The organism is Bosea sp. AS-1 (assembly GCF_002220095.1).
Taxonomy (GTDB): Bacteria; Pseudomonadota; Alphaproteobacteria; order Rhizobiales; family Beijerinckiaceae; genus Allobosea.
On record NZ_CP022372.1, the window covers coordinates 2,167,043 to 2,183,072 of the forward strand.

The following is a 16,030-nucleotide window of genomic DNA, read 5'->3' on the forward strand; positions in this document are numbered from 1 at the left end:
TCTCTTGAGGGCTAAGCCTCATCCTGAGGGAACAGTCGGCATGATCAGCACCGAAACCGATATCCTGCGCGCTGCCGAGGAATGGGCGGCTGCCGGCCGCGGCGTCGCCATCGCGACCGTGGTCGAGACCTGGGGCTCGGCGCCGCGCCCCGTCGGCTCGCATCTCGTCATCGACGGGGAGGGAAACTTCCTCGGCTCGGTCTCCGGCGGCTGCGTCGAAGGCGCGGTGGTGGCCGAGGCGGCCGACGTCATTGCCGACGGCAAGCCGCGCATCCTGGAATTCGGCGTCGCCGACGAGACGGCCTGGAAGGTCGGGCTCTCCTGCGGCGGACGCATCAAGGTCTATGTCGAGCCGGTCCGCGGGGAGGCGGCGCACTAATGGCTTCCTGGGAAACCCTCATTGCCTTTGCGACGGTCACCATTCTCGTCGCCTATTTTCCGGGGCCGGCGCTGCTCTACACGGCGGCCCAGACGATCAGCCACGGCCGCAAGGCCGGGCTGATGGCCATGCTCGGCATCCATCTCGGCTGCTATCTGCATGTCTTCGCCGCGGCCTTCGGGCTTTCGGCGGTGTTCAAGCATGTGCCCGAACTCTACATGGTCGTGAAGCTCGCCGGCGCAGCCTATCTGGTCTGGATCGGCATCGGCATGATCCGCTCGCGTCTCGGTGCCTCCGACCAGCCGGTGGCGCCACCGAAGACCGTGAAGCGGGCGCTGCTCGATTCCTTCGTCGTCGAGGTGCTCAATCCGAAGGTCGCGCTGTTCTTCATCGCGCTCTTGCCGCAGTTCGTCGACCCGGCCGGCTCGCTTCCGGTCTGGGGACAGTTTCTGATCCTCGGCATCATCGTCAATTTCGCCTTTTCCTCGGCCGATCTCGTCACGGTCTTCGGTGCCTCCTTCGTCGTGGGCGCGATGAAGAAGACCAAGGCGGGCCTCGGCTTCGGGCGCTGGATCGGCGGCTCGCTGATGATCGGGCTCGGCCTCAAGCTTGCGGCCGACAGGGGCTGAGGCGGTGGATCTCGCGATTCTCTCGGCGCTGAACGCCGAACGCGCGGCGCGGCGCGCGGCCGTGCTCGTCACCGATCTCGCAAGCGGCGCGCAGCGGCTGGTGAAGCAGAGCGGGATCGCAGCCGACCCGCTCGCCGAGCTGATCGAGAAGCAGCTGCGCACCGGCAAGAGCGGCACGGTCGAGGCCGATGGGGTTTCCTATTTCCTCGCCGTCCAGGCGCCGCATCCGCGCATCGTGGTGACGGGCGCCGTCCATATCTCGCAGGCGATGGCGCCGATGGCGAAGGAACTCGATCTCGACCTCGTCGTCATCGATCCGCGGACCGCCTTCGCCACGCCGGAGCGCTTTCCGGGCGTGACATTGCTGCCGGAATGGCCGGAGGAAGTGATCGGCAGGGTCGGGCTCGACGGCTACACTGCCTTCGTCGCGCTGACGCATGATCCGAAGATCGACGACCCGGCGCTCATTGCGGCGCTGCGCTCGGATTGCTTCTATATTGGTGCGCTCGGCAGCCGGAAGACGCATGGCAAACGGCTTGAACGGCTGGCTGCCGCGGGCTTCGACGAGGCCGCGACCGGGCGCATCCATGCCCCGATCGGGCTCGACATCGGTGCCGTATCGCCGGCCGAAATCGCGCTCGCGATCCTGGCGGAGATCGTCAGCAGCTTGCGCGGCCCGCGCAGGAAGCCGGCCTGAAAGAGTTCGTGTCATGAAGTTCGGCCCCATCGCCATCGCGGACGCCGTCGGCTGCATTGCCGCCCACACCATTCGGGCCGGTGCGACGACCGTGAAGAAGGGCGCGCCCATCACCGGCGAGATCGCGGCCAGGCTTGCGAAGGAAGGCGTCCGCGAGATCGTCGCGGTGCGGCTGGAGCAGGGAGACGTCGCCGAGAACGAGGCCGCCTCCCGGCTGGCGGCGCGCCTGATCGGTGGGAACATCCTCGCGGAGGCGCCCTTCACAGGACGCGTCAACATGTTCGCGACGACGGCCGGCGTGCTGCAGGTCGATGTCGCGGCGATCGACGGCTTCAACGCCGTCGACGAGGCGATCACGGTGGCGACGCTGCCGGCGCTGAAGGCGGTCGTTGCGGGTGAACTCGTCGCCACGGTCAAGATCATTCCCTATGCCGTCTCGGAGGCGCGGGTGGAGCAGGCGCTCGCCGCGCTCGGGGCGGAGCCTGCGGTCGCGGTCGCGGCCTATCGGCCCTCGAAGGTCGGCGTGATCTCGACCACACTGCCGGGCCTCAAGCCGAGCGTGGTCGACAAGACGATGCGCGTGATGATGGATCGTCTCGCTCCCGCGGCGGCGACCCTCTCCGCCGACGAGCGGGTGCCGCATGACGCCGCGCCGCTGGCGGAGAGCATTGCGGCGTTGGCCAGGGGAGAGAGCGACATCATCGTCGTCTTCGGCGCCTCGGCCATTACCGACCGGCGCGACGTCATCCCGCAGGCGTTGGTCGAGGCTGGCGGTCGCGTCGAACATCTGGGCATGCCGGTCGATCCGGGCAATCTGCTGATGCTGGGCGAGATCGACGGCAAGCCGGTGATCGGCGCGCCGGGCTGCGCACGCTCGCCCAAGGAGAACAGCTTCGACTGGGTGTTGCAGCGGTATCTGGCGGGCATCCCGGTCGGCCGCGCCGATGTGCAGCGCATGGGCGTCGGTGGCCTCCTGATGGAGATCGTGTCGCGGCCGCAGCCACGGGCACCGACGCAGGCCGGGCCGGGACATCTCGCGGGGATCGTGCTGGCCGCCGGCCGCTCGACCCGGATGGGGCCCGACAACAAGCTGCTCCAGGATCTGCGCGGCAAGCCGATCCTGCGCTATGCAGTCGAGGCGCAGCTCGAGGCCCGGCTCGATCCGGTGCTGGTCGTCACCGGCCATCAGCGGGAGGAGGTCGAGGCCGCCCTGGCCGATCTGCCGGTCCGCTTCGTACCCAATTCCGACTACGCCTCCGGGCTCGCCGGGTCGCTGCGTGCCGGCGTGGCGGCGTTGCCACCCGAGACGGAAGCGGCGGTGATCTCGCTCGGCGACATGCCGAACGTAACGCCGCAGGTCATTGAGCGGCTGGCAGAAAGCCATCTGCAGCAGCCGGATGCGCTGGCCGTGGTGCCGACGCTGTTCGGCCATCGCGGTAACCCGGTGCTGCTGGCGCGACCGATCTTTCCGGCGGTCTCGCTGCTGACGGGGGATCGCGGGGCGCGGCGCCTGCTCGAAGAGGCGGGCAGTCGCGTCGTGGAGGTCGCATTCGAGGATCCGGCGATCGCCATCGATGTCGACACGCCCGAGGCTCTCAAGGCGCTGCGGAGCTGAAATCGATCTCGGCCGAACGCGCCATGATCTAGCGGAGCCAGTGCAGGCCGAGCGTGGCGTAGAACGCCGAGGGCCGGTCGCTCGCCTGTTGCCAGCCGCCGGAGAGGCGCCACTCGAGGCCGAGCAGGCGCAGCCCCGTGAGGTGCAGTCCAAGGCGCAGCTTCCGGTAGTCGCGCTCGCGATAAGCCTCGATCTCCGGCCCGGCGTAGAATCCGAACGGAACCTGCCAGCCCGGGGCCGCGCGCGCCCAGAGCCGACCGTTCAGCGTCGAAGCATAGGCACTCGCCTGCAGCATCATGCCAGGTGCGGGCGTCGACCACAGATCGGCCTGCAGCCGGGCGCCGTAGCGCGCTTCGACCGATGACGGGCCAAAAGGCTCGAGTCGCTGCTCGCTCTGGAAATCCGAGCCGGCATAGAGCGCCAGGAAGCTGTCGCCAATGCGCCATTCATAGCCGATGAGGGCCTGGCTCTCGGCCTTGTAGGTGGTGCCGCGCGGCGGCCGGCGCCGCGTCTCCTCCTGCGATCCGCCGGCCTTCACGAAGAGGCGGAAGCCACTTTGGGCGAGGCCGCCGCCAAGCGCCCGCTTCATCCCGACCGAGAGAAAGGTCTTGGTCGGGCCGGCTTCCATCGAACCGAAGATGACCATCGAGAGCGGGGAAGGCTCGGCCTCGGCGTCATCGCTTTCTGCCCAGGCGGCAAACAGGGGCATGGCGGCGAACGCCACCGCCAACCCGGTTCTTCCGGCCCTACGCCAACCCCACGCCACGCCCGCCCCCCAGCCCGCCGCGCGGCCGTTTCGCTCTGGCGGCAGGCCCAACAATTGCAGCAGTTTGGCAGGAGACTTGCAACCCTTCGTTAACCAAGCGGGCGCAGCCTCTATGCGGCTGGCTAAGCTTTCATTCCGTGGCAGGAGGGGAGGTTGAGATGGTATCCGCGGATTTCATCAAGCAGCTTGAGGGCTACGGGCTGACCACGGCGACGATCCTGTATCGTATGCCGGATCATCTCAGCGTCCTGCAGACCTATATCTGGCAGCAATACGATATCGCTCCGTGCTTTCCGGTGCTGCAGGATTTCCTGGCATTCTGGCGGCGCGAGCTCGAAGGACCGGTCCATTCCGTCACCGTCGCACATGCCCGGCTGATCCGCCCGGCCGAGATCCGGACGGTCAATGGCGTGCTGACACTGCATTGAGTGCCTGCGTGGCGCGTGCTTGTTGCGGGTCGCCCGGCCGTGCTAGGCCGGCGGCTCAATCCGGCACGGCCTGGTTCTCTTGTCATCTCCCTTACGCACATCCGGACTTCTGAAAGCCTTGGCCGGCCTGCCCGGTGAACGGGTCGCTGTCGAGACCATCATCGCAGCGCTGCAGGATCGTGCCTATGCGCTGCTCGTGGTGCTGCTCGGCCTGCCCAACTGCCTGCCGATGCCGCCGCCGATCCCGCTGGTCTGCGGTCTTGTGCTTGCCTTTGTCGCGCTGCAGATGCTGCTCGGCCGCAAGACGCCCTGGCTGCCGCGGGCCCTTCTCGTCCGCAGCATCGGCAAGCCCGAGCTCAACCGCGCCGTCGAACGGGCCCTGCCGCCACTGGTCTGGCTGGAGCGCTTCTCGCGTCCGCGGCTGACGATGCTGGGCAGCCCCTATGCCGTGCCGGTGCTCGGGCTCGTCATCCTGATTCTGGCGCTCGGGCTCATCGTCGCGGCGCCGTTCATCGGCCAGATTCCGCTCGGGCTCGCGGTCTGCCTCGTCGGGCTCGGCCTCGTCGAGCGCGACGGGGTGCTGATCATCGCGGGGGCGGCGCTGGGGGCGATCGGGCTGCTGCTCAGCGCCGGTTTCGCCTATGCCATCTTCAGTGGCATTCACGAATTGCTCTTCTGAGCCGCGTCGTCGCGGTCAGGCAGCGAGAGCCTCAGCAAAAGGGTTGTTCACCGTGAGCAACCTGTCGATCTCCTCAGCCGGCACTGCTTTCGAGAACAGGAAGCCCTGCAGTTCGTGGCAGCCGATCGCCTGCAGGAAACGGTGCTGCTCGGCCGTTTCGACGCCTTCGGCGCAGACACGCAGGCCGAGCGCGCGGCCGAGATGCGCCATGGAATGGACGAGGATCGCGGATTCGCCGGCCTCCTCCATGTATTCGAGGAAGGTGCGATCGATCTTGATCTTGTCGAAGGCGAAGCGGCGCAGATAGATCAGGCTCGAATAGCCGGTGCCGAAATCGTCGAGCGCCAGGCCGACGCCATGAGCGCGGATATCCATCATCGCCGTCTCGGCCGCGTCCGCATCCTCGATCAGCACGCCCTCGGTCAGCTCCAGCTCGAGCTGGGCGGGGTCGAAATCCGTCTCCTCGATGATGCGGATGACGTTCGACACGAAATCCTTGTGGCGGAACTGGATCGGCGAGACGTTGACAGCGAGGCGGATGCTCTTCCAGCGCTTGGCTTCGAGGCAGGCCTTCCGCAACACCCATTCGCTCAGCGGCACGATGAGCCCGCGCTCCTCGGCGATCTGGATGAACTCGGAGGGCGGGATCATGCCGTGCACCGGGTGCGGCCAGCGCACGAGCGCCTCGACGCCGATGATGGTGGCGCCGTCGATCGAGACCTGCGGCTGGTAGTGCAGGGTGAGTTCGTCGCGTTCGATGGCGTTGCGCAGGTCGTCCTCGACCATGCGCTTGACCTGGAGCGAGCGGTTCATCTGCGGCTCGAAGAAGGAGAACCGGTTGCGGCCGCTGTTCTTGGCTTCGTAGAGCGCGGTGTCGGCAAGCTTGAGCAGCGTCTCGCGGTCGGTGCCATCCTGCGGCGCCACGGCGATGCCGACGGAGCAGCCGATGGTGACCTCGACGCCCATCACCGTGAACGGCGCAGTGAGCGTCGTCAGGATGCGCTCGCCGAGCGCGGCGCTGTCGGCGGGCGAGGCATCGGCCTGGATGACGCCGAATTCGTCGCCGCCCAGGCGAGCCACGGTGTCGCCCGTCCTCACGATGCCGAGCAGCCGGTTGGCGACCTGGCGGATGAGATCGTCGCCGGCCGTATGGCCATAGGTGTCGTTGACGGCCTTGAAGCGGTCGAGGTCGATCAGGAATATCGCGAAGCCGCCATGGTTGCGGGCGAGACCGGCAAGGGCCTGGTCGAAGGTCAGGTCGAAACTGCGGCGGTTGGGCAATCGCGACAGCTCGTCCTGCCCTGCGAGCCGCTGGATCTCCTGCTCGCGCAAGGTGATCTGCAGCGCAGCCGAGCGCAGGCGCTGAACGGCGAAGACGATGATGCCGCAGACCAGGAGCCCGACTGCGATCAGCGCCCAGAGGAAGCGCTCCAGCATGACGTCGCCCGGACGCGCCGGCGTCCAGGTCAGCCAGGTGCCGACCGATGCGTCGGGCGCCGGAATAGGCAGGCTGGACAGCGCGTCGGCCGGCTGCTGGTCGACAAGGCGCATCCCGGCGACCCGGTAGCCATCCGCAAGCTCGGCCAGCACCGTGCCCGAGAGGCGACGGTAGGCTACGAAAGACAAGGGTCCGGTAGATGGGGAGATGACCGGGGTCGTGGTCCGCGAGAGGTCGATCACCATCAGCAGGATGGTGTCGCTGCCGTTGCTCGCGATGGTCGACCAGGTCGGGCTTTGGTGCGCAGGATCGATGAGGGTGGGCCGATAGCTCCCACCAGGGATGAAATCGCTGAAATGGCGCAGCCCGTCATAGCCGATCTGGCCGGCGGGTGCGTTCGCCTCGACCCCGGCGAGGACGGTGCCCGCGGCGGAGACGATGTAGGTCCCGTCGAAATCGGCGAGCTGGCCGCGCAGGCGCGCGAAGGCGGCTTGCAGGTTGGCGCGCGGGGCCGGGCCGCGCAGGGTCTCCTGGAGATCGCCGGCGATCGCCAGTCTTTCCAGCCGCAGTTCGCTCGCGCGGATCTGGTTGTTGAAGGCGGCCTCGATGCGTTCGCGCTGGCGCTGGGCTTCGAGCCGATTGGCCTCGCGCGTGATCGCGACCACCACCGCCGCGCCAGCGGCCATCAGAAGCAGGAACGCGCAACCCAGCGTCACGACGGTGCTCGCGAACATGCGCGCGGACGAGCCCGCGTTCGTCATCTTCGCGCTGGCAAATAGAGGCATGCGACGTCCGGCTTCGGTCCTTCGCATCGACCTAACTGTCGAAAGATTGATATCCCGTTGCCTTGACCGGCAAATTCACCCGCGAATTCAGCTTTGGCCGGGACCGTAGGGCGGGCGCGGGATCGCCATATGAGCGGCCCTGAGCGCCGCCGACCAGCGCTCGCGCAGGTCGTGGAAATAAGGCTCGCCAGCCTCGATCCGGCGGTTGAGCTCGAAATCGTCTGCATCGCGGCGCATGACGACGAGGTCGATCGGCAGCCCGACGCCGAGATTCGAACGCATCGTCGAATCCATCGAGATCAGCCCGACCTTCAGCGCGTCATAGAGATGGGTCTTGAAGGTGACGGCGCGGTCGAGGATCGGCTTGCCGTATTTGTGCTCGCCGATTTGCAGGAAGGGCGCGTCGATGCCGCATTCGATGAAATTGCCGGCGCTGTAGATCATGAAGAGCCGCATCGGCTGGCCCTTGATCTGCCCTCCGAACAGCAGGGAAAGCTCGAACTTCACGCCGGCTTCCTCGAGCGCCGGGCCGTCGATGTCGCGGACATGGCGGACGCAGCGGCCGACGAGCTGCGCCGCGCGGAACATCGTGGTCGCGTTCTGCAGCGTCTCGATCTCGCCGGTCTCGGGGTTCGGCAGCCCTTCATGCAGGAAGCTGACGATCGACTGCGTGATCGAGAGGTTGCCTGCCGTCGCCAGCGCGAAGCTGCGGTCGCCCGACCAGTTGAAGACATGGAGCTTGCGGAAGGTCGAGATGTCGTCGAGCCCGGGATTGGTGCGGGTGTCGGCGATCATCACCAGCCCGTCCTGCACGAGGATTCCGGCGCAATAGGTCACGGTTCCGGGCCTTTCAATCGTTTTCCGTCGCCGATGGCGAGGCCGCGTCGAGCGTCTACTGGCTCGCCTGGCGGCTGCCGGCTTCCCGGGCCGTGACGAGAACATTGAGGTTCTCGCTCCCGCCGCCCTGGCGGGAGCCTCGCACCGGGGCTGCATCGGCGTAATCCAGCCCTACCGCGACACGCACATGCGTGTCGATGGGGCAGAGGCCGTTGACGCTGTCGAAGCCGATCCAGCCATAGCCCTCGAGATGGACCTCCGCCCAGGCATGCGCGCCGCTGCCGCTGGGAAAGCTGTCCGACTGCGCGACATAGCCCGAGACATAGCGGGCCGGCTGCCCGAGATGGCGGGCGCAAGCCATGAAGACATGGGCGATGTCCTGCGCGATGCCCTCGCCAGCCGCGAAAGCCGCGGGCGCGCCGACGCCGGTGCGACCGCTGGCATCGAGGCAGGTCATGCGCTCCCCGAGCGCGCCCATCAGCGCGTGCATCTGGGAGAGCGGCGTGCCGGCGCCGGCCGCGGTTTCCTCGGCGAAGCCGCGCAGGGCGTCATCCTGAGCGGTGAGCAGCGTGTCGCGCCGGTAGACGTCGCAGGGCACGCGCTCCAGCCCGCCGCGGACGGCGCCGGCAAGGTCGATGGTCTCGATCAAGCCGTCGATCCGGATCGCCAGCGCCGAGATCGGCCCGTCGGCGTAGAAGGTGTGGACGATGTTGCCATGCGCGTCCTGGCCGGCCCGCAGGCGCCCGTCGATGCTGGGCTCGATCCGCCAGGACATCACATGCTGGCCGTCATGGTCGCGCGGCGTCAGGCGCAGGATCTGCGTGATGTGGCGTGCCGGCTCGGCATAGTCGTAGCTGATCGCGTGGGAAATCCTGATCCGCATGGGTCTCGGCCGTTCCGGGTGCCTCTGTCACTCTTGTTCCCTTGACCCGCCGGCTTGCGGCGAGGCGAGCGGGTCACTGCAGATACTGTTCGAAGATGGTGTTGCTGAGGCCGTTGTTCTCGGTGATGAAATCCTCGATGAACTCGTGCAGCCCGTGCTGGAAGACGCCCTCGATGCGGGTGTTGTTGAGATTCGCCAGCGTCTTGCGGGCCTGGCGCTGAGCCGGGCCCTGGCGGCCATAGGCATCGCCGAGTGAGTCGAGGAAGCGCGAGATGCTCTCGTAGCAGGCGGCCAGCGAGCGCGGCATGCGGCGGTTCAGGATGAGCAGGTCCGCGATCAGGATCGGTTTCACCGCCTCGCGATAGACCCAGTGATAGGCGGTGAGCGCCGAGACCTCGCGCAGCACCGTGGTCCACTGGAAATAATCGAGCGAGCCGCCGACCTGCTCGTTGGCCGGCAGCAGCACATGGTATTTCACGTCGAGGATGCGGGCGGTGTTGTCGGCGCGCTCGATATAGACGCCGAGACGCGAGAACCAGTAGCCGTCGTCGCGCAGCATCGTCCGGTAGGCCGAGCCGTCGAAGACCAGCGAGACGTTCTTCACCCAGTCGAGAAAGCGGGCGAACTCCTCGCGATCCATGCGCTTCTTCTCGAAGCGCTGCAGTTCCAGCCAGGCGCCGTTGAGCGCGTCCCACATCTCCGAGGTCAGCGCCGTGCGCACGGCGCGGGCGTTCGAGCGCGCCTGGGCGAGGCAGTTGCGGATCGAGGACGGGTTGTCGGGGTGGAAGGTCAGGAAGTCGCAGACATTGCGCTCGTTCGCCTCGCCATAGGCGGCCGCGAATTCATCCTCGCAGCCGGCGGTCGAGACCGCGCTCTGCCATTCGGTGCCGGCGCCGCCATAGGTCGAAGGCAGGTTGGTCAGGCGGGTGGTGGCGTCGAGGATGCGGGCAAGATATTCGGCCCGCTCGACATAGCGGGAGACCCAGTAGAGGCTGTCTGCGGTGCGCGAGAGCATGGTCAGCGAGGGCCTTTCCGCAGCATGGCGGGCAATATCCGGGAAGCCAGAGATCGGAGGCGGTCGGGGGCGGTCATGCGTCGAGGACCCAGGTGTCCTTGGTGCCGCCACCCTGGCTGGAATTGACCACGAGCGAGCCTTCCTTGAGGGCGACGCGGGTCAGTCCGCCCGGCACGCAGGAGATGCCGTTGGCGCCGGAAAGCACATAGGGCCGCAGGTCGACATGGCGCGGCGCCACGCCCGAGGCGACGAAGGTCGGGCAGGTCGAGAGCGCCAGCGTCGGCTGGGCGATGAAGCCTTCGGGCTGAGCCTTGAGCTTGCGGCGGAAGGTCTCGATCTGGGCCTTGTTGGCGTGCGGGCCGACGAGCATGCCGTAGCCGCCCGAACCATTGACCTCCTTGACCACCAGCTTCTCGAGATTGTCGAGCACATAGGCGTTGGCCTCGGGCTCGCGGCAGCGGAAGGTCGGAACGTTCTTCAGGATCGGTTCCTCGCCGGTGAAGAATTTCACGATCTCCGGCATGTAGCTGTAGACCGCCTTGTCGTCGGCGACGCCGGTGCCGACCGCATTGGCCAGCGTGACGTTGCCGGCCTTGTAGGCGCCGATGATGCCGGGCACGCCGAGCACGGAATCGCTGCGGAAGACGAGCGGGTCGATGAAGTCGTCATCGATGCGCCGGTAGATCACGTCGACGCGCTTCGGCCCCTGCGTGGTCCGCATGTAGACCACGTCGTCCTTGACCAGCAGGTCCGAGCCCTCGACCAGCTCGACCCCGAGCTTGTCGGCCAGGAAGGAGTGCTCGTAGAAGGCCGAATTATACTGGCCCGGTGTCAGCAGGCAGATCGTCGGGTCGGAGGGAGCGCTGCGCGGCGCGACCGAGCGCAGCGTCGCCAGCAATTGGTCGGGGTAGTTGTCGACCGGTGCGACGCGGTGCGTGGCGAAAAGCTCAGGGAAGAGCCTGAGCATCACCTCGCGGTTCTCCATCATGTAGGAGACGCCGGAAGGCGTGCGGGCATTGTCCTCGAGGACGTAGAAGGTGTCGGCGTCGACCCTGACCACGTCGATGCCGGCGATGTGGCAATAGACGCCGTGCGGCACCTTGAAGTCGACCATTTCGAGCTGGTAGCAGGCATTGCGATAGACCAGATCGGGCGGGATGACGCCGGCCTTCAGGCACTCCTTGGGGCCGTAGACATCGGCCAGGAACATGTTGAGCGCAGTGACGCGCTGGCGCAGGCCCTTCTCCAGCTTGGTCCATTCCGGCTTGGTCAGGACGCGCGGAATGATGTCGAAGGGGATCAGGCGTTCGGTGGATTCCTCATCGCCATAGACGGCGAAGGTGATGCCGATGCGCCGGAAGAACAATTCGGCCTGGGAGCGCCGCAAGGCCAGCATCTCGGGCGGGGCTTCCTTCAGCCAGCGGTCGAGCGCGTCATAGGCCGGCCTCAACTCCTGCCCCGAGCCGGTCATCTCATCGAACGCAACCATGCGGCTGTCTTCTCCCTTTTCGTCAGCCTATGCGCATTCGCGGGCGTTCGGGAAGAGGGAGAATAGCTTATCAATTGAACTGATCTGCCTTTTTCCTAGGCAGTATTGATCAGACTCAGTTCTTGCTCGATGCCTTCGGCAAAGAAGAACCGCTCCGCGAAACGCGGCAATTCTTTCATGCGGCCGCTGCGAGCGGCTTCCTTTGCTATTCTTGGACCGGATCGGCGCGGCCGTCCAGCCAGAGCAGCAGGGCCTCCGCGTTGTTGCGGGTTTCGTCCTTCGCCGCATAGAGCAGCGTCACGGGGCCGGCCGCGATCCTGTCCCTCAGGACGGCGAGAGCGGCCTGCGCCGGGGCGGAGCCGAGCTCGGCCGCATAGGCGGCGCGGAAGGTCTGCCATTGATCTGGATGGCCGTGGAATTCGTGGCGCAGGGCGTCGCTCGGCGCCAGGTCCTTGAGCCAGAGGTCGACCCGATCCTTGGTGACGCCGCGCGGCCAGAGCCGGTCGACGAGGATGCGGGTGCCGTCCTGCGGGCTCGCTGGCTCGTAGATGCGCTTGATCGAGAGTTGCGTCATGCTGCCTGTTCCCTGTCCAGATCATCGTGCGTCCGTTCGGGCGCGATCGCGGTGATCTATCTTATCGTCGGTGCATCGGATTTTTCCGAAAAGCGGGACCCCGTTTTCGGTCCGATGCTCTAGCCGTCGATCAGCCCCAGGCTGCGGAAGCTGGCATGGCCGTCGCGGCCGACGATGATGTGATCGTGGATCGCGATCCCGAGCGGCTTGGCGATATCGACGAGCTCGCGCGACATCCGCATGTCGGCGCCGGACGGGGTCGGGTCGCCGGACGGGTGGTTGTGGACCAGGATGATCGCCGAGGCCGAAAGCTCCAGTGCCCGGCGCATCACCTCGCGCGGATAGACCGGGGTGTGGTCGACCGTACCGGTCTGCTGCACCTCGTCCGCGATCAAAGCGTTCTTCTTGTCGAGGAAGAGGATGCGGAACTGCTCGCGCTCGGCGAAGGCCATCGCCATGCGGCAATAGTCGAGCACCGATGACCAGGAGGACAGGACCGGTCGTTTCGAGACCGCGCCCTTGGCCATGCGCTTCAGCGCCGCCTCGACGACCTTGAGGTCGAGCGCCACGCCTTCGCCGACGCCTTTCACCTCGGTGAGGCGCGAGATCGGCGCGGCCAGCACCTCGGCGAAGGAGCCGAAGCGCTGGATCAGCTCCTTGGCGAGCGGCTTGACGTCCCGCTGCGGGATCGAGCGGAAGAGCAGCAGCTCCAGCAATTCGTAATCGGGCAGGGCGTCGGCGCCGGCTTCCTGGAAGCGGGCGCGCAGGCGGTCACGATGGCCGTGGTAATGCGGCGCCGGGGGTTGAGTAGCGAGGATGGCCGGGGCGGCGGATTCGGCGAAGAGACCCGCGGGCGAGGGCGCCTTGTGCGATCCCTTGCCCCGGCGTTCGCTCATTTCGTGGCGAGCGGATTGTCGAGGCCGCCGGGCGAGAGCGTGAAGATCTCGCAGCCCGTCTCGGTGACGCCGATCTGGTGCTCGAACTGGGCGGAGAGCGAGCGGTCGCGGGTCACCGCCGTCCAGCCGTCGGAGAGCACCTTCACTCCCGGTTTGCCGAGATTGATCATCGGCTCGATGGTGAAGACCATGCCGGGCTTGAGTTCGACACCTTCGCCAGGGCTGCCGTAGTGCAGGATATTCGGTGCGTCGTGGAAGAGCTGGCCGATGCCGTGGCCGCAGAAGTCGCGGACGACGGAGCAGCGCTCGCCCTCGGCATAACGCTGGATGGCGAAGCCGATATCGCCGGTTGTGGCGCCCGCGCGCACCGCCTTGATGCCGCGCAGCAGGCTTTCATAGGTGATTTCGATCAGCCGCTCGGCCTTCCGCGAGATTTCGCCGACGCCGTACATGCGGCTCGAATCGCCGTGCCAGCCATCGACGATCAGCGTGTAGTCGATGTTGAGGACGTCGCCCTCGCGCAGCGGCTTGTCGTCGGGGATGCCGTGGCAGACGACATGGTTGATCGAGGTGCAAATCGACTTGGTGTAGCCGCGATAGAACAGGGTCGCCGGATAGGCGCCATTGTCCATGGCGAACTGGAAGGCGAGGTCGTCGAGCCGTTGCGTGGTGACCCCTGGCTTGACGTAGGCGCCGAGCATGTCGAGGCCCGCGGCCGTGAGCCGGCCGGCCTTGTGCATGGCCGCAAAGGCCTCGGGTCCGTGAATCTTGATGGCGGGCTCGCGCGGACGCGAGCGGCCGATGGTGTCTTCGAATGTCATCGCGCGCGGGAAACTCCTTGCCTCATATCTATTGCGTTTGGCGTTCCGCGCAAGTTGATTGGGCGAGGGCGGTCGTGGCGCGGCCGGCGCGGGGCGCTGGCGTCGATGCGCCGGCGGGTGTATCAGGCTGGCGCAATGGCAATCATCGAACAGTCACCGGCGGAGGAGCGGCCCTTCGGCACCTTCGCGCCGAAATCTTCGCTCGCGCGCATCCTGGCCCGGACGCGGTCGGCTCCCGACAGCTTCCTCGGCCGCAAATTCGCCTATGCGCTGCGCCGCGTCGGCTTGCGTTCGCTCAAGGGTGGCCCGGTCGACATCGAGGCGCTCGGCGCCCGGATGCGGCTCTACCCGGACGGCAATGTCTGCGAGAAGCGTGTGCTGTTCACGCCGCAATATTTTGATCCGGTCGAGCGCGACCTGCTGGCGTCGCGGATGCGGGAAGGCTTCACCTTCATCGATATCGGCGCGAATATCGGCGCCTACTCTCTCTTCGTCGCGGCGCGCGCCGGACGCAGCGCGCGCATCCTGGCGGTCGAGCCGCAGCCCGAGGTCTTCGCGCGGCTCACCTTCAACATCGCGCAGAACCCGTTCGGAACGGTGAAGGCGGTCGCCTGCGCGCTCGCCGACAAGCCGGGCGAGCTGACCCTGTTCATCGATCCCGCCAATCGCGGCGAATCCAGCGTCCGCATCCTGAGCTCGATGGCCGGGAGCGCCGTAAAGGTGCCGGCCATGACGCTGCTCGCGCTGGTCGAGAACGAGGGCTACGACCGCATCGATGCGGTCAAGCTCGATGTCGAGGGCGCCGAGGACCTGATCCTCGAGCCCTTCCTGCGCGATGCGCCGCCCTCGCTCTGGCCCGGCTTCATCATCATCGAGGATTCGCGCCAGCGCTGGCAGAGCGATCTTGCCGGGCTGCTCGAGCGCAGCGGTTATCGCATGGTGATCCAGACGCGGCTCAACCTCGTCTTCGAGCGCAAGCCCGGCTGAGTGCAGAGCGGGCATGGCCGGGGCGCGACCGGCCGCGCTTGAGCGCAGCCCCGTTCCGCCCTAGCTCTTGATCGTCAGGTCAGGAGCACCGCCATGTCCGCAAGCCAGAGCAGCCAATCCCCAATCATCGTGACGGCGGCGATCCTCGTCATCGGCGACGAGATCCTGTCCGGGCGGACCAAGGACAAGAACATCGGCTACATCGCCGAGTACCTGACCAATATCGGCATCGAGCTGCGCGAGGTCCGGGTGGTGCCGGACGTGACCGACGAGATCGTCGCGGCGCTGAACGCCCTGCGCGCCCGCTACACCTATGTCTTCACCACCGGCGGCATCGGCCCGACCCATGACGACATCACGGCCGATGCGGTGGCGGCCGCCTTCGGCGTGACGATCGACTACGATCCGCGCGCGGTCGCGATGATGCGCGAGCGTTTCTCGGCCGAGGACCTCAACGAGGCCCGGATGCGGATGACGCGCATTCCGGCCGGCGCCGAGCTGATCGCCAATTCGGTTTCGAAAGCACCGGGTTTCAATATCGGTAATGTCTACGTCATGGCCGGCGTGCCGACGATCATGCAGGCGATGCTCGACGTGGTCGGGCCGACCCTCAAGACCGGCACCAGGATCCTTTCCGACACGGTGCGGGCCGGCCTGCGTGAAGGCGACATCGGTGGGCCGCTCGCGGAGGTGGCGAAAGCGCATCCCGACGTGGCGATCGGCTCCTATCCCTTCTGGTCGGAGACGGGGCCGGACACCAATATCGTGGTGAGATCGCGTGATCCGCAGAAATTGCAGGCTGCAATGGCCGCGGTGAAGAGGATGATCGAGCAGCATAGCCGTCGAGGCGAGTAGTGCGTCGTGAGTTATGCAACTTATGAGGGCGTCGCGTGTTGCGGCTGCCTTCGATGATCAAATCAATTGTGAATTGATAACTTGAGGCGGCTGTTCAATTGATTGAGATGCTATTTCATCTTGGCTTGATTGATGAATCCAGTACTCGATGAGTGTCATCTTTTTATTCGTAAAGTATTCATAAACCCATCTGTGTCACATTTTCTCCGTCCGAGCACAGTTTCGGATCGCGCCCGTGGCGCTCTCGGCGTCACGGG

At 66.5% G+C, this 16,030-nt stretch carries 17 protein-coding genes; 8 read left to right on the forward strand and 9 right to left on the reverse strand.

The window, feature by feature from the left end:
* Nucleotides 1–40 precede the first annotated feature (40 nt).
* The 4 genes from CE453_RS12015 to CE453_RS12030 are packed head-to-tail and all read left to right on the forward strand — an operon-like array spanning nucleotide 41 to nucleotide 3,320.
* The gene (locus tag CE453_RS12015; RefSeq protein WP_089174798.1) at nucleotides 41–379 is read left to right on the forward strand and encodes an XdhC family protein; all 339 of its coding nucleotides are present in this window, start codon (nucleotides 41–43) and stop codon (nucleotides 377–379) included.
* Nucleotides 379–1,008 (forward strand): LysE family translocator, encoded by a 630-nt coding sequence (locus CE453_RS12020; protein ID WP_089174799.1) that lies wholly within the window; start codon nucleotides 379–381, stop codon nucleotides 1,006–1,008. Before CE453_RS12015 ends, CE453_RS12020 begins: the two co-directional genes overlap by 1 nt.
* Before the next feature lie 4 nt (nucleotides 1,009–1,012).
* A complete protein-coding gene (locus tag CE453_RS12025) occupies nucleotides 1,013–1,705 on the forward strand; it encodes an XdhC family protein (RefSeq protein WP_089174800.1) in 693 nt (230 codons plus the stop codon).
* A gap of 13 nt (nucleotides 1,706–1,718) precedes the next feature.
* The gene (locus CE453_RS12030; RefSeq protein WP_089174801.1) at nucleotides 1,719–3,320 is read left to right on the forward strand and encodes an NTP transferase domain-containing protein; all 1,602 of its coding nucleotides are present in this window, start codon (nucleotides 1,719–1,721) and stop codon (nucleotides 3,318–3,320) included.
* A 28-nt stretch (nucleotides 3,321–3,348) separates the two neighbouring features.
* Here CE453_RS12030 and bcsS read toward each other — a convergent pair whose 3' ends face one another.
* Nucleotides 3,349–4,029, reverse strand: a complete 681-nt coding sequence (gene bcsS, locus CE453_RS12035) for a cellulose biosynthesis protein BcsS (protein WP_157733007.1) — start codon at nucleotides 4,027–4,029, stop codon at nucleotides 3,349–3,351.
* Nucleotides 4,030–4,244: 215 nt separating this feature from the next.
* Between bcsS and CE453_RS12040 the strand changes: the two genes are divergently transcribed.
* Entirely contained in the window at nucleotides 4,245–4,514 is a 270-nt protein-coding gene (locus CE453_RS12040; protein ID WP_089174803.1) for an usg protein, read from the forward strand.
* A 79-nt stretch (nucleotides 4,515–4,593) separates the two neighbouring features.
* Nucleotides 4,594–5,193: an exopolysaccharide biosynthesis protein gene (locus tag CE453_RS12045; protein ID WP_089174804.1), complete on the forward strand. Its 600-nt coding sequence runs from the start codon at nucleotides 4,594–4,596 to the stop codon at nucleotides 5,191–5,193.
* Between the two features lie 15 nt (nucleotides 5,194–5,208).
* On the opposite strand, the gene CE453_RS12050 is transcribed toward CE453_RS12045, so the two are convergent.
* The 8 genes from CE453_RS12050 to map form a co-directional block, all read right to left on the reverse strand.
* Nucleotides 5,209–7,416: a putative bifunctional diguanylate cyclase/phosphodiesterase gene (locus tag CE453_RS12050; RefSeq protein ID WP_198302324.1), complete on the reverse strand. Its 2,208-nt coding sequence runs from the start codon at nucleotides 7,414–7,416 to the stop codon at nucleotides 5,209–5,211.
* An 87-nt stretch (nucleotides 7,417–7,503) separates the two neighbouring features.
* The gene (locus tag CE453_RS12055) at nucleotides 7,504–8,253 is read right to left on the reverse strand and encodes a proteasome-type protease (protein ID WP_089174806.1); all 750 of its coding nucleotides are present in this window, start codon (nucleotides 8,251–8,253) and stop codon (nucleotides 7,504–7,506) included.
* Nucleotides 8,254–8,308: 55 nt separating this feature from the next.
* Nucleotides 8,309–9,136 (reverse strand): transglutaminase family protein, encoded by an 828-nt coding sequence (locus CE453_RS12060; RefSeq protein WP_089174807.1) that lies wholly within the window; start codon nucleotides 9,134–9,136, stop codon nucleotides 8,309–8,311.
* Between the two features lie 73 nt (nucleotides 9,137–9,209).
* Nucleotides 9,210–10,151 carry an alpha-E domain-containing protein gene (locus tag CE453_RS12065; RefSeq protein WP_089174808.1) on the reverse strand — a complete coding sequence of 314 codons (942 nt, stop codon included), beginning with the start codon at nucleotides 10,149–10,151 and terminating at the stop codon, nucleotides 9,210–9,212.
* Nucleotides 10,152–10,224: 73 nt separating this feature from the next.
* Complete coding sequence (locus CE453_RS12070; RefSeq protein ID WP_089174809.1) at nucleotides 10,225–11,640, reverse strand: circularly permuted type 2 ATP-grasp protein; 1,416 nt, start codon at nucleotides 11,638–11,640, stop codon at nucleotides 10,225–10,227.
* A gap of 205 nt (nucleotides 11,641–11,845) precedes the next feature.
* Nucleotides 11,846–12,214, reverse strand: coding sequence for a DUF488 domain-containing protein (locus CE453_RS12075; protein WP_089174810.1), 369 nt, complete (start codon nucleotides 12,212–12,214; stop codon nucleotides 11,846–11,848).
* Nucleotides 12,215–12,333: 119 nt separating this feature from the next.
* Nucleotides 12,334–13,110 (reverse strand): RadC family protein, encoded by a 777-nt coding sequence (gene radC / locus CE453_RS12080; RefSeq protein ID WP_157733008.1) that lies wholly within the window; start codon nucleotides 13,108–13,110, stop codon nucleotides 12,334–12,336.
* Nucleotides 13,107–13,931, reverse strand: a complete 825-nt coding sequence (gene map, locus CE453_RS12085) for a type I methionyl aminopeptidase (RefSeq protein WP_089174811.1) — start codon at nucleotides 13,929–13,931, stop codon at nucleotides 13,107–13,109. Before map ends, radC begins: the two co-directional genes overlap by 4 nt.
* A 135-nt stretch (nucleotides 13,932–14,066) precedes the next feature.
* Between map and CE453_RS12090 the strand changes: the two genes are divergently transcribed.
* Together CE453_RS12090 and CE453_RS12095 are read left to right on the forward strand one after the other, a co-directional pair.
* Nucleotides 14,067–14,918 (forward strand): FkbM family methyltransferase, encoded by an 852-nt coding sequence (locus CE453_RS12090; RefSeq protein ID WP_089174812.1) that lies wholly within the window; start codon nucleotides 14,067–14,069, stop codon nucleotides 14,916–14,918.
* Between the two features lie 93 nt (nucleotides 14,919–15,011).
* On the forward strand, nucleotides 15,012–15,773 hold the full coding sequence (locus tag CE453_RS12095; RefSeq protein ID WP_089174813.1) for a competence/damage-inducible protein A: 762 nt from the start codon (nucleotides 15,012–15,014) through the stop codon (nucleotides 15,771–15,773).
* Nucleotides 15,774–16,030 lie beyond the last annotated feature (257 nt).